The sequence below is a fragment of the Streptomyces sp. NWU339 genome (assembly GCF_003143855.1).
Classification (GTDB): domain Bacteria; phylum Actinomycetota; class Actinomycetes; order Streptomycetales; family Streptomycetaceae; genus Streptomyces.
This window is the reverse complement of record NZ_QFRK01000058.1, coordinates 1-13,395: the sequence shown is the minus strand read 5'-3', so window position 1 is coordinate 13,395 and position 13,395 is coordinate 1. Positions and strand designations below refer to the sequence as shown.

Below are 13,395 nucleotides of genomic sequence, written 5' to 3'. Positions count from 1 at the left end.
GCCTCTTCCTTGGACTCGGCACGACTGATCAGTCCTCCGCCTGGGGAGGTTCCACCCGCGAGCTTTGAGGGGGTGCTGGGGCGTGGGCAAGTGGCGCGTTCGGGTACGAGGCCCTGGTGGGGAAGGCCTGTACGGCGCGGGCGTTCTCATCGGTGACGGCCTGATACTGACCTGCGCCCATGTCGTGGCCGAAGCGCTCGGACTCCCCGCCGAGCACATGATCCCCAGCGGCACCACGATCCTGGTCGACTTCGCCCCGTCCGGGGACGTGCGGCCACGGCGTGCGCGGACGGTCGAGGGCGGCTGGTTCCCCGTGCGGCCCTCGTCCGGAGACATCGCGGTCCTGGAGCTCGATGAAGGCGAGCAGCCCGCCGGGGCGCGGCCGACGGCGCTGTATCCGGGAGAGGGGACGGAGCGGACCGAGGTGGGCGTCTACGGCCATCCGCGCCGCGGCCTCGGCGACGGCCTGTGGGTCGAGGCGACCGCGACCGGGCCCGGCGGCCCCAACCCGGCATGGCGGCAGTTGGACGGGAGGGTGAACGGGGTGGCGATCCAGCGGGGCTTCAGCGGGGCCGGTGTGTGGGACCACCGCGCCGGCGGTGTCATCGGCCTCGTTGTCGCCGCGTACGCCTCGTCCGTCGAACGGGTCGCCTGGATGTTTCCGCTGGCCGCCGTGGGCCGCGAATGGACGCCGCTCGCCTCCATGATTGCTCCGGCCGCCGCAGCTCCGACAGAACTGACGGCACGTCAATGTGCTGAACTGGCCCGGATGATCGCCGCGATCCCTGCGTTCGGCACGCTCGGCGGCCGTCAGGATCTCGTCTCGTTGCTGCGCCCGGAGATCGGAGCGGTGGTGGCCGAGCGTCCTGAACCACACGCGCACCTGTACCACGTGGTGCGCACCAGCTCCGACTACGAAGGAGGTCTGGAAGAACTCATCGGCGCAGTACGCGCGTTGGTAGGAGACTCCCGTGCCGTCCGATCGATCGCCGCCGAGCTTCGGCGTTCCACGGAGGAGGAGCTCCGGTGAACGGGCATTCGACACTGTGCGTGGCCGAACCTGTCCACGCCATGATGGCTCACGGGAAAACGGGGATGGCGGACACAATTGACGACTCGTCGGAATGGGTACGCACCAGCAGACTGGTGGAGGCCCTGGAACGCACCAGGCCCATGCGGGATCCGGATTCACGGCGCCAGTGTCTGGAGGTGGCGGGAAGCCGGCTGAACATCGAGCTGACGGGACTCGTGGCGGAAGGCATGTCCGCGCGAAGTCAGTTCTACGACATCGTGAGGCTTCTGGGCGACATTCCCGGCGGCCTCATGGTGCTCGCCGACACGTTACGTTTCTTCGCCCCCGGCGCCAGGTCCACCGAGGCGTTCCATCACCTGGTGCACTCAATGTTCGTGCAGCCTCCTCTGACAAAGGCCCAGTTACAGGAGATACACGGCCTGTTGCGCCAAGCTCCCGCTGTGCCCGTCGTGCGGATACATCGCGCGGCACGCGGCACCTACGAACAGCTCCCCGCGGGGCAGGACGACATAGTTCTGGCCTTTGACCACCTGGTGCAGGCGAATGCACGGGCGGACGGCCTCTTCCCCTTCCTGCTGTACGTCGAGTATGTCGCCGCCCTCACGCCCGTCCGCCTGCGCCGGCAGATGAGCCGGTGGAACGCCTCGGTGGCCGACGGCCTCGGTGTGCTCGACACCCTGGAGGCACTGGCCGCCGAACTCTCCCCCGTACGGCCGGAGCACGCCGAAGGCATGGCCTACCTCGCGATCCGGATCGAGCGGACGGACGACGCCGACGGTGACCGCGACAACGGCTACGACAGTGGCGGTGGCTACGGCGGCGGCCACGACAGCGGCCACGGCGGCGATGGCGAGTACCTGGTGTCCTCGTGGACGAAGGAGGACACCTCCTCCCCGGCCCGTCCGGACTTCCTCGACTTTCCCTGTTCCGAGGAGGATCTGGAGATGACCGTCGAACGCGCCATCTCCAGCGGGGAGTCCCTCCTGGCCGGCCTCGACACCCCCGTACAACTGGAGTTCCTGCTCGGCCGGGATCTGGTCGACCTTCCCGTCGAGGAGTTCTCCACCCATCGCTCCTCCGGTCTGCCGCGCTCCCTGGTGCGCCACTACCAGACGGTGATCCGCAGCCTCGAACGGCAGCACGACCCCGCCATCCAGCGGGTGTGGCGGCGCCGCTGGCGCAGCATGCGCGAATCCCCTCACGAGTGCGCCTGGCACGCGTGCGGGGGGTTGAGCGGTCTGAGCCCTTCCGGTCTTCAGGAAGTCCTGGGCCGGGACATGGCCGGACGTGTGGTCGCGGTCGCTCTGCTCGACGCTCCCCGAAGACCCGAGCCCGGCATCGTCCATCCGTACGATGTGGCGCTGCGCGAGGGCGTCCCTGCGATGCTGTGGAGCCGCTCGACCGACGCGGTCCAGACCCTGGACGACCTGGCGAAGCAACTGTTCGCGACGAACCAGCTGAACACCCTGGCCGCGAAGATCCACGAGGTCCGGGGCGCACAGGCCTTCGACGGAGTACTCCTGCTCATCGATGATCCCGAAAACGTCTACGTGCCCTTACGGCGCTACGAATCGCCACGGCACAGGGAAGGACGCGGTCATGAGTGACGGCCAGCCCGCCGACGACGGTTCCCCTCCGGACGCCCGGCCGGCCCGCGGCCTTCAGGACACCGCGCCGTGGTGGGTCTATCACGGTGACGGTCGCACTCTGGAGGCCCCCGATCTCGACGACGTACTCATGGGCCCACCGCCCTGGCGCACCTTCGACGGCGGCCCCCTGCAGCCTCGCCCGGCCGAGGACGAGAGGGAGGTGACACGCCGTATCGGCCCACCTGCGCGCGACGGGGATCCGCGGCGCCCCGTCGATGTCGACGAGGTGGACATGGTCAACGCAGCCCTGTATCTGCGCCGCCCGCTGCTGATCACCGGCCGTCCGGGCACCGGAAAGTCGAGCCTCGCCTACCGTGTGGCCCGCGAGTTGCGACTGGGCCGCGTCCTGCGCTGGCCCATCACCACCCGCACCACGCTGCGCTCCGGACTGTACGAGTACGACGCCATCGGCAGGGCACAGGACGCCGCCGCCCACCGTGCCGTGGCGGAGGCGGAAGGAGGGCCTGCCGACGGACTCGCCGCCGAACGGACCGGTATCGGCGACTACATACGGCTCGGCCCCCTGGGCACGGCCCTGCTGCCGTACCGCCTGCCCCGCGTCCTGCTCATCGACGAGCTGGACAAGAGCGACGTGGACCTGCCGAACGATCTTCTCAACATCATCGAGGAGGGCGAGTACGACATCCCTGAGCTGGTCCGCTCCGCCCCACGTGAGCCGGAAGCCGAGGTGCTCACCGCCGACCCCGGTGCGACGGCCCGGATCTCCCACGGCCGGGTGCGCTGCCGTGCTTTCCCCCTCGTGATCATCACTTCCAACGGGGAGAAGGAGTTTCCGCCCGCTCTGCTGCGCCGCTGCCTGCGCCTCGAGCTGTCGCCGCCCGACGTGGACCAGCTGGCCGCGATGGTCGCGGCCCGTTTCGGGCAACGGGCGGCCGGCCGGAGTCAGGAGCTCGTGAGGCTCTTTGTCGCCCGCAGCGCGCGCGAGGGGGGCATGTCCGCGGACCAGTTGCTCAACAGCGTCTATCTGGCGACGTCCGACCGGTTCGGCGGTGACGAGCACTGGGACAGGCTGGTCGGCTCGCTGTGGCGCAGCCTCGACGCGGCGGGGCCGTGATGTCCGCCGGCCATAGTGCTCCGACGCCTCCGTCCGGCCCTCGGAGCGGCACGGACTTGACGCCGTACGAACTCGCCGACGGCCTGTGGCTCGCCATGTGCCTGGCCGGGCGCACCCGCCCTCCGGACCGAGCACCCTTCGCCGCGGTGCGGAAGCGGCGGGAACCACCGCCCCCTGCCGAGCCACCGCGTCCCGCCCCGGCACCTGCGCCGAAAGCGGAGCGGGAGGCCGAGGCCGAGGCCGAGGCCGATCAAGAAAGGGAGCAGGGCGGCAGGGCGCGGGGGAAGCCCTCACCCAGGCCCGTTCCGGTACCTGCGCCGGGGCCCGGGTCACCGGCCTCGCCTGCCGTCCCGGCCCTCCACGTCGTCGACGCCGCGGTTCCTCTCCCCCGCTTCCCGGGCGCCGAAGCGGTGGCCGGCGCGTGGAGCGCTGTCCCCGGGCTGGAAAACAAGCGGCTGCTGGAACAGGCGCTCCGCCCGTTACGCCGGACCGTCGCGTCGCGGCACGAGCGGGAACTCGATGAGGAGCTGACCGCCGAGGCCCTCGCGGAGGCCGAGCCCCGGCTGCTCCGGTACCGCCCCACCCGGGAACGCTGGCTGGACCTGGTGCTGATCGTGGACGCCGGGGTGTCGATGGCCGCGTGGCGCCACAGCGTGGCCGAGTTCTCCCGGCTGCTGTACGGCCTTGGCGCCTTCCGTACCGTCAGCGTCCGGCTGCTCGGCACGGACCAGGAGGCCGACGACGGGCTCCGGCTGCGCGGACCCGGCCCGTCCGCCCCCGCCTTCGACCTCACGGACCCGGTACGGCCGTCCCGGCGCCGGGCCGTCATGGTGCTCACCGACGGGACCGGGCCCGCATGGCGGTCCGGGGCCGCGCAACGACTCGTCGCACGCTGGGGTGAACGTGTCCCGGCCGTCGTCGCCCATCTGCTGCCCCGTCGTTCCTGGCACCGCACCTGGGTCGCCACCCGTCCCGCCCGGATCCGTGCAACCGGTCCGCTGCCCTGCGGCTCGAGGTGCACGGCAGTGGTGCCGACGGCCGGATCCGCAGGCGGTCCCGACGCGCGGACCGCCGTCGAATCGGCCGTGCCCGTCGTCGAGCTCACCGCGCGGTGGCTGGGGCGGTGGGCGCACCTGATGACGGGAGAACGCGGCGACTGGCCCGGCGCCCGGGTGCTGTCCGCGGAAGCGGTCTCCTCCGAAGCCGGCGTGCGGGACGGGCATGCCCGGGCGGACGAGGACCTCGTCTCCGCACGTCCGCCGACACCGGCCGAACGTGTCCTCGAGTTCCGTGCCGCCGCGTCCCCCACCGCCTTCCGGCTCGCGCAGCATCTCGCGGTCGCGCCCCTCGACCTCGCCGTGATGGAGACGGTCCAGCACCTCACCCAACCCGGTTCGCGCCCCGCCCACATGGCCGAGGTCCTCACCTCAGGGCTGCTCGTCACGGAGGACGGCACGTCAACCGACCCCTTCGGGCCGGCCGCGCACCGGTACGCCTTCCTGCCCGGGGTGGCCGAGGAACTCCTTGCCACCAGCGGGCGTGCCGCCACGGTGGAGGTGATGCTGCACGTCATCAGCCGTCTCGCGGAGTCGCTGCCCGAACTGCGGGACCTCGCCCACGTCCTCGCGGCTCCGTGGTCCGACCGGCCCATCGCCATACCCGAGAAGTCGAGCGGCGACTTCATTCCCTTCATTCGTACGCTGCGTGCTCTGTCCGGTCCGTATCTGCCCTGGGCCAACCGGCTGAGCGCGCGCGTCAAGCGTTTTTCGGCACAGGACACCGGCGCTGATCCCCTAGAATTCGGGGGGCCAATCATGCCCGAAAAACCTGCGTCCGAACCTTGTTCAAAATCGGTCACAAGAGAACAGTTGCAGGCCGATACCGAACGTGCAGCACCGGCGGCCGAAGGACAGGCTGCGGCGGACAGAGGAGACCACAGTTCGATGAACGATGCATATGTACGGACACCGGGCCCCGTGGAGCGCGCTATCGCCGAACGGCGTAAGGCGGGCAGCCCACCACCCGTTTGGGGGAATGTTCCGCCCAGGAATGTGAACTTCACCGGACGGGTGCTCGCACTCCAGGACCTGCATGCACGTCTGACTCAGGGAACCACCGCGATTTTGCCTGAAGCACTGCACGGAATGGGCGGTGTCGGCAAGTCTCAGATTGCCATTGAATACTCCTATCGCCATAGTTCTGACTATGACATCGTTTGGTGGATACCCGCCGAACAACCAGCTCAGATCCGTGCTGCCTTCGTGGACCTGGCGCAACGCTTGCGACTGCCCACCAGTTCCGAAGCCAACACCGCGGTTCCAGCCGTCCTGGAAGCCCTCCGACGGGGCGAGCCCTATCGCAACTGGCTCCTGGTGTTCGACAACGCTGAAAGCCCGGAAACAGTCACACCATTCTTCCCACGGGGCGGCACCGGCCGGATTCTCGTCACTTCCCGAAACGGACAATGGGTCAACATGGCACGGACCATCGAGGTTGATGTTTTCGCGCGCGCGGAGAGTATCGAGCTTCTGCGACGCCGGGGCCCCGAGCTCACCGACGAAAAAGCGGACCGGCTGTCCGAAGCACTCGGCGACCTTCCGCTCGCCATCGAACAGGCTGCGGTCTGGCTCACCGAGACCGGTATGCCGGCCGAAGAATATCTCGAACTCTTCGAAGGAAAAAGGGAAGAGTTCGTCAACCGTCGTGCGGAACTGCTGGAACTCGCACCGCCGATGGACTACCAACTTCCCGTGGCCGCCGCCTGGAACGTGTCCCTCGACCGTTTGCGGGACACCAACCCGGGAGCTCTCCAACTCCTCCAGGTCTGCTCCTACTTCGCACCCGAGCCGGTCTCCCGCAGCCTCTTCATGGCAGGCCGCAACGCCGCGCTGCCCGGACTGCTCGGGCAGGTGCTGAGCGACCCGATCCGCCTCGGGCAGGCACTGCGAGAGGTCAACAGGTACGCCCTCGCGCGCATCGACCACCGCACCAACAGCATCCAGTTGCACCGCCTCGTCCAGGCCGTGCTCATCGACCAGATGAGTCCCGGGGAACGCGAGTCGATGCGCGAGGCGGCCCATCTGCTGCTCGCCGGCGGCGATCCCGGGGAGCCCGGGGTGACCTCGAACTGGCCCCGCTACGCCGAACTGCTCCCGCACATCCGGGCCTCGCGAGCGGTCGAGTGCGACAACCAGTGGGTGCGGAACCTCATCGTCAACACCATCACCTACCTCTTCACCTGGGGCGATCACGACGCCTGCCTGGAGCTGGCGCAGGAGGCGCTCCGGACCTGGCGGGCCAATATCGGCCCGGACGACGCCCAGACACTGACCGTGGCCCGCTACTGCGGCCACGTCCTGCGCGCACTCGGCCGCTATTCCGAGGCCTCACAACTCGACGAGGACAGCCTGGAGCGGCGGCGCAGGACCGCCGGGGACAATCACGAGGACACCCTGCTGGCCGCCCGCGCGGTCGCCGTCAACATGCGTGCCGCAGGGGACTTCTCCTCGTCCGTCAAACTCAACAAGGAGTCCTACGAGCAGGCGGTGCGCTCCTTCGGCGAGCGGGACCCCATGGCCATCGCGGCGGCCGTGGACTACGGAACGGCGCTGCGCCACACCGGCGATTTCCTCACCGCCCGTGACCTCGACGCGACCAGTCTCCAGCTCGCGGTGGACGTCCTCGGCGAGGACAGCCTGCTGACCATGATGCTCGTCAGCCTGCTCGCGGTCGACCTCCGGGAGTGCGGCGACTACGTGGGCGCCTGCGAAATGCAGGAGAACAACTCGATCCGCTTCGAACGCCTGGCGGGCAGCGAGACCCCCATCACCCTGATGGCACTGCGCCATCTGGGCGAGGCACGCCGCAAGGCGGGGGACCACGAAGGAGGCCTCGCGGCCTGCCTGGAGGCGTGGGAACGCAACCGGCGCCGCTACGGCGACGACCACCTCAACACCCAGTGCGCGGCGTCGAGCCTCGCCATCGCCCAGCGCCAGGCCGACCACCTGGACGAGTCGGTGGAGTTGGGGACGAAGACCCTGGAGCAGTTCAAGGGAAGCCTCGGGGAGAGTCACCCCTTCACCTTCGGCGTCATGACGAACCTGGCGATCTCGTTGCGCCGCAAGGGACAGGCCGAGCAGGCCGCCGCCCTGGACAGGCAGGCCTACGACGGCCTGATCGCCACCGTGGGACCCAACCACCCCTACACCTTGTCCGTGGCCATCAACCTGGCCAGCGACCTGCTCACCCTGGGGGACCCGCAGGCCGCGGCCGAACTGGACGAGGAGGCCCTGCGGCGCACCACTCAGGAACTCGGCGAACTCCACCCGACGACCCTGGCCTGCGCGCTCAACCTCTCGGCCGACCTGCGTGTCCTGGGCAGGATGAAGCGGGCCGAGAGCCTGTACGCCGCGACGCTGAGCTCGTTCCGGCAGGTCCTCGGCCAGCAGCATCCGGCGACGACGGCCGCCACCAGGGGCGACCGCGCCGACTGCGACGCCGAGGTGTACCAGATCTGAGGGCGGGGGCGGACAGGGCTTCCGCACCGACCCATCCCTAGGTGGGGTGGGGCGGTGGTACGGCCACCGCTTCGGCCCTCCCGGCCCGTTCCATGCCCCCGGTCCCCTCCGCCGCCTCCACGGTCTCCGTCACTTCCGGGTGCCGTCGGCCGATCCACTCGGCCAGGGCCAACGGGTCGGCCGGGGCGGCCTCCTCGGCCACACGCAGCTGGACGGCCCGCACCAGTTCCGGCCGGCCCAGCAGTGCGGCGGCGGCGGCCCGGTTCCCGCGGCCCCGTGCCGCCAGACCGAGGCCTATCCATGGACTCGACGCCTCGGGCCGGGCCATGAGCTGCTGCCGGTAACCGCGCAACGCCGCGTCGAAGTCACCGTCCAGCAGTGCTGTGTCGGAGAAGGTCGCGCCCAGTGTGTCCGGATGCTCGCGCAGCCAGTCCAGTCTTCGCGGGTCCTCCCACCGGATCTTCACCAGTTCGGCCCGCACGGCCCGTTCGCGGGGCAGGACGTCGGTCTGCAGGGCGGACCTCTTCGCCCCGGGGCAGGCAGCCCGCGGGGTCCGGATCCAGCTCTCGGCCAACGCCCCGATGTCGGACGCGGCCGGCCGGCCGTTCCGCAGCCGCCACATGCCGAGATTGTCCGCGGCGGCCAGGGCGGCGTCCGTCTCGATGTGCGCGGGCAGGGGCTCCTCGCACCAGCCGGCCAGAAGCTCCTGCATGTTCGTCACGAACCACACCCCCAGCTCGGTCAACTCCCCGCACGTCAGCAGGTCGTCGAGGACGGCGAGCGTGCTGCGGCGCCATCGCGCGTAGGCGAAGCGGGCGCGGAGGGCCTCCTGTCCGGACGCCACCGGGTGGTACCGGCGCCAGAAAGCGACAATGCCCAGGTAGGCGTACACGCCCTGCAGGAGCCCCGAGACCGGACGAGGGTCGAGACGCCACGGGGCGTAGTGGAGCCCGCCGTCCCCTTGCCTCGTCAGCGTGACGAGATCCAGCAGGGCACCCAGCTTGACGTGCTGGAACTCGTGGACCAGGCCGACGGCCAACGATGTGGGACTCAAGGGGAGTTGCAGCATGACGCCGCCGAAGGACTCGGGCGAGCTGACGCTGTAGGGCTCCCCTTCCGTGACGGGTGCCAGCGGAACCAGGGAACGCATGGTGTACGCGAGGCCGTCGGCGGTGTCGGGCTGGCTGCGGACCAGAGCCTCCCACGCCTGCTCGGTCAGGGCCTGCCACCGCTGCCTGCTCTGCTCGTTCAGCAGGGCGGGCTGCTGTCCTGCCACGAAGGGGGCGTACGGGTCGGTGTCGTCCAGCGCGAGGCGCAGGCCGTGCCGTGGTCCCTCGGCCCGGACCTGCGGCAGCGGACGCCAGCCGGGCACCGTCGACTCCAGTGGTTCCGGCAGCAGCACGCACGCCCCCCTCGGCGAGACCACTGCCACGCTGCCGCCCCCTCGGCCCGCCCAGCGCACGGTCGCGACATGGGTCTGGGGTCGTATGTCGTCGGCATCGGCGCGGGGAAGCAGGACGGTTCCCAGCGAGGGGAGGTGGAGCGTGCCGCCGTCCGGCACGGGCGCCCGGGTGTGGAACTCGAGGCCCGCGCGGATCGCGGCGGCTGCCGCAAGGGTGTGGAAGTACCCGACCTCCGTCCACAGCGGGACACTGCCGGACCTGACACCCCGCAGACGCCGCAGCACGTGTGCGGCCCAGACACCGGTGGACGGGTACATCAGGATCTCTTCGAAAGCGTCCGGGTCCTCGTACTGCACCCTGCCGAGCAGGTCCCAGGCGGAACGCACCAGGGGCAGGGGCCCCATCGTGGCGGGATCGGCCGCAACGGCCTCGAACACCATACGGATCAGGAGCAGTCGCTTGCTCTTCTGCCCGTACCGGAGCTGCCCGAGAGCCTCTGCGTCACCGCCGCCCACAGACAGCTGGGCAACGGATTCCACGGGCAGGCGATGCCTGCTGCCGAAACCTTCCCGCACCTCCTCGAAAGAGAGTGGGGAAGATGATAATGGCTGGTTTCTGTCCCTCAATTAACGGCCTCCAGTCGACGCCACGGAGCCATTCCCCGCCGCGCTCCCGCTGCCGGGTAAAAGGAAAACAGAGCCACTCAGCAACTGCCGCTCTGCGCCGAAGCAATGAACGGCTCCGGCAGTTCGACCTGGAGAAGAATGCGCCGCGCGGAACGATCGAGGTCCCCCGAAGGACACAGCAGCAGTTCGTCCAGGGAAAGTTCAGCCACATTCAGCAGTTCCGTCGCTATGACATGCTTCGCGCGTTCCATCCGACCCGTCCCCCTGTCTGGCGCCCTTGACTGGACCTCGTCTCTCATGATGCCCGTGTACAGACAACGGGGGAAGGGGACCCTTGCCTGCGAAACCGAAGAGACCGGCGGGCCGTCCTGCCGGGCGTCACTCGCCCCCGGCGCCTCCTCGGCTCCACTCCAGAGACACCACGAAGTTGGCCTCCGTCGAACCCCGGGCGACGATCACCCCCGCCTCCAGGGACAGCTTGATGCCGAACTCGACACTCACCCGGTCCGGAGTTTCCGGAAGGTGCCGCAGCTTCTCCCACACCGCCACGGCGACGGGACGAATCCTGTCCAGGGACTGCTGAAGGGTCTCCTGGGCAACCGCCGCCACCTCCCCCGGCCGCGCCACCCGGACGATCCCGTCGGACTCCTCCGACACCTCGACCCGGATGGATTCACCGCCGTCGACCGGAACCTCGATCACGTAAGACACGATGCCCGCCCCATTCCAGTCCCTCGCCCGGACCAAACCCTCAGCAGGATAGGCGGGCCACGACGGATCCACACGGAAGAACGGATCATCCGCACCAGGACACGCGGCACAACCCGCGAAAGGAACCGGCGAAAGGAACCCGCGAGGGAAACAAGAGGAACAGGCGCCACAAAGGAAACAAAGGGAACAAAGGGAACAGCGGCGGCAGACGAGTCGGGCTGTACGCCGGGTTCTGTTCCGGCGGGTCCTCGCGGGCCCGCCGGTGACGGCCATCCATCTAGGGCCGGCGTTGCCGCCGGCCTCGTGCGGTCTACCCGCGGACTCGGGCGGGCAGCCCTCGAACGTCCGCGCAGAGCGCTTTTCACGGCGCCCCTCTTGACCTTGCTCCGGGTGGGGTTTACCTAGCCGCCTGAGTCACCTCAGGCGCTGGTGGTCTCTTACACCACCGTTTCACCCTTACCGGGGGCCGAAGCCCTCGGCGGTCTGCTTTCTGTGGCACTGTCCCGCGGGTCACCCCGGGTGGCCGTTAGCCACCACCCTGCCCTGTGGAGCCCGGACGTTCCTCGGGAAGCCCCGCAAAGGACTCCACGCGGCCGCCCGCCCGGCTCGTCTGCCGTGCCGACCATGGTACCGGGCGCGAGCGGGGCCTCGGTGCCGCGGCCGTCGCCAGGACCGAGCCGGTGAGGATCAGGGCGAAGGCCGCCAGGACCGTCGCGGTCAGGGACTCGCCCAGGAGGAGCACCCCGGCCGTCACGGCGACCGCCGGGTTGACGTACGTGATGACGGTCGCCCGGGTCGGCCCCGCTTCCTTGATCAGCTCCAGGAAGGCGACGAAGGCGACCGCCGTGCAGACGGCGCCCAGGCCCGCGAGGGCGGCCAGGGCCCCGGCGGAGGGCATCTCGGCAGGCCGTGTGAGCACGGCGGCCGGGGCGTAGACCAGCGCCGCCAGGGTCAGGCAGACCGCGGTGAGCTGGAGGGACGGGACCTGCTTCAGATGGCGGGCGGCGATCAGCGGGGCGATGGCGTAGCCCAGCACCGTCACCAGCACCTCGGCGAGCGAACGGGCGTCGCCGCCGGTCAGGTGCGGAACGGTGAGGACGCCGACGCCCACCAGACCGAGCCCCAGGCCGGTGAGACGGCGTGCGCCCAGGCGCTCCGTGTCGCCGAAGAACCTGGCGAGCGCCACGCCCACGATGGGGACGCCCGCGATCAGCAGGCCGGCGGTGGAGCTGGAGAGGTGGCGTTCCGCGTCGGTCAGGGTGTACCAGGGGCCGATGATCTCGATGACCGCGAAGGCCAGCAGGGGGCGCCAGTGGGCGCGGACGGTCCCGGTGAGGCCTCCCTGCCGCAGGGCGAAGGGCAGCAGGAGCAGGGCGCCGAGGGCGCAGCGGGTGAAGACGACCCCGGAGGGGGACACCTCCTCCACCGCCACCTTGATCATCAGGTAGGGGATGCCCCAGACCACTCCCATCAGGGAGAACAGGAACCAGCCGCGTGCAGTCATGCGGCGAGTCTCGGCCGGGTCAGTGCCCCGGGTCTTGAACGCTGTTGCGGTACGCCGCCGGGGTCACCCCGAGGACGCGGCGGAACCACCGGGTCAGGTGTGCCTGGTCCGCGAAGCCCACGAGTCCGGCCACTTCGGCGGGGCGCAGCCCGGCCTCCAGCAGGCCGCGGGCCCTGGTGACCCGGTACTGGGCGAGCCAGGCGTAGGGCGGTATCCCCATCGTCGTGCGGAAGGCGCGCAGCAGTTGGTACCGGGACAGGCCGAGGTCGGTGGCGAGGGCCGCGAGGGAGGGCGGGGCGAGCAGTTCCTCGGCGAGGCGGTCGCGGACGGCCAGGGCGATGCGTCCGGCACCAGGGACCGCGCCGGTGTCCGCACGGGCGGTGGAGTGGCGGTGGGCGAGCGCGGTGAGCAGCCAGGGCAGCCTCGACTCCGCCTCCAGGGGCTCGGGGCAGGCGCTGACCTCGGTGTGCGCGCGGCGCAGGGCGCCGGCCAGTTCGGGGTCGTGGAGGACCGGCTCGCGGAAGTGCGGGAGGCCGGCGCCGTGGGTCCCGTCGGTGAGCAGGGCGGGCACGGCGTACAGGGCCCGGTAGGCGTAACCCTCGGGGGCGGCGGGGCCGCCGGTGTGCATCTCGCCGGGTTCGAGGACGACGATGGAGCCGGGTCCGGAGACGATGCGCCCGCCGCGGTACGCGATGGCCTCCAGGCCGCCGGTGGTCACGCCGACCGTGAACTCGTCGTGGGCGTGCGGTGCGTACTCGTGCCGGTCGAAACGGGCGGTGAGCAGGTCGACGGAGGGCCCGCAGACCCCGAGCCGCGCCCTGGTCCAGCTGGCCTGCTCCCGCACCTTCGCCACCCCGCACCCCCGCACCCCCGCACC

General features: G+C 70.3%; 8 protein-coding genes, 1 other RNA gene and 1 pseudogene. 4 read left to right on the top strand and 6 right to left on the bottom strand.

Translation table 11 applies throughout. The annotated features are described in order from the left end of the window. Positions 1-82 precede the first annotated feature (82 nt). The 4 genes from DIZ27_RS37475 to fxsT all read left to right on the top strand — a co-directional run bounded on the left by DIZ27_RS37475 (position 83) and on the right by fxsT (position 8,274). Positions 83-1,030 carry a trypsin-like peptidase domain-containing protein gene (locus DIZ27_RS37475; RefSeq protein WP_181383886.1) on the top strand — a complete coding sequence of 316 codons (948 nt, stop codon included), beginning with the start codon at positions 83-85 and terminating at the stop codon, positions 1,028-1,030. A 65-nt stretch (positions 1,031-1,095) separates the two neighbouring features. Continuing rightward, a complete protein-coding gene (locus DIZ27_RS37470; protein ID WP_109382857.1) occupies positions 1,096-2,640 on the top strand; it encodes a hypothetical protein in 1,545 nt (514 codons plus the stop codon). Further along, on the top strand, positions 2,633-3,757 hold the full coding sequence (locus DIZ27_RS37465; protein ID WP_109382856.1) for a MoxR family ATPase: 1,125 nt from the start codon (positions 2,633-2,635) through the stop codon (positions 3,755-3,757). Before DIZ27_RS37470 ends, DIZ27_RS37465 begins: the two co-directional genes overlap by 8 nt. A gap of 56 nt (positions 3,758-3,813) precedes the next feature. Further along, positions 3,814-8,274, top strand: coding sequence for an FxSxx-COOH system tetratricopeptide repeat protein (gene fxsT, locus DIZ27_RS37460; protein WP_146229062.1), 4,461 nt, complete (start codon positions 3,814-3,816; stop codon positions 8,272-8,274). Positions 8,275-8,311: 37 nt separating this feature from the next. On the opposite strand, the gene DIZ27_RS37455 is transcribed toward fxsT, so the two are convergent. The 6 genes and pseudogenes from DIZ27_RS37455 to DIZ27_RS37430 all read right to left on the bottom strand — a co-directional run bounded on the left by DIZ27_RS37455 (position 8,312) and on the right by DIZ27_RS37430 (position 13,371). Next, positions 8,312-10,216, bottom strand: coding sequence for an HEXXH motif domain-containing protein (locus DIZ27_RS37455; protein ID WP_181383885.1), 1,905 nt, complete (start codon positions 10,214-10,216; stop codon positions 8,312-8,314). Positions 10,217-10,380: 164 nt separating this feature from the next. After that, positions 10,381-10,554 (bottom strand): hypothetical protein, encoded by a 174-nt coding sequence (locus DIZ27_RS46185; protein WP_181383884.1) that lies wholly within the window; start codon positions 10,552-10,554, stop codon positions 10,381-10,383. A 127-nt stretch (positions 10,555-10,681) separates the two neighbouring features. Further along, complete coding sequence (locus DIZ27_RS37450) at positions 10,682-11,005, bottom strand: CU044_2847 family protein (RefSeq protein WP_258308722.1); 324 nt, start codon at positions 11,003-11,005, stop codon at positions 10,682-10,684. Between the two features lie 214 nt (positions 11,006-11,219). Further along, an RNA gene (gene rnpB / locus DIZ27_RS37445) (RNase P RNA component class A) lies at positions 11,220-11,623 on the bottom strand. A 115-nt stretch (positions 11,624-11,738) separates the two neighbouring features. Further along, a pseudogene (locus DIZ27_RS48980) lies at positions 11,739-12,455 on the bottom strand (DMT family transporter); the annotation flags it as partial. Between the two features lie 82 nt (positions 12,456-12,537). Further along, entirely contained in the window at positions 12,538-13,371 is an 834-nt protein-coding gene (locus DIZ27_RS37430) for an AraC family transcriptional regulator (RefSeq protein ID WP_109382851.1), read from the bottom strand. Positions 13,372-13,395: the final 24 nt, after the last annotated feature.

Coding starts and splice junctions, on each gene's coding strand:
- DIZ27_RS37470 (WP_109382857.1), top strand. CDS start 1,096: ATGGCGGACACAATTGACGACTCGTCGGAATGGGTACGCACCAGCAGA.
- DIZ27_RS37465 (WP_109382856.1), top strand. CDS start 2,633: ATGAGTGACGGCCAGCCCGCCGACGACGGTTCCCCTCCGGACGCCCGG.
- DIZ27_RS46185 (WP_181383884.1), bottom strand. CDS start 10,554: ATGGAACGCGCGAAGCATGTCATAGCGACGGAACTGCTGAATGTGGCT.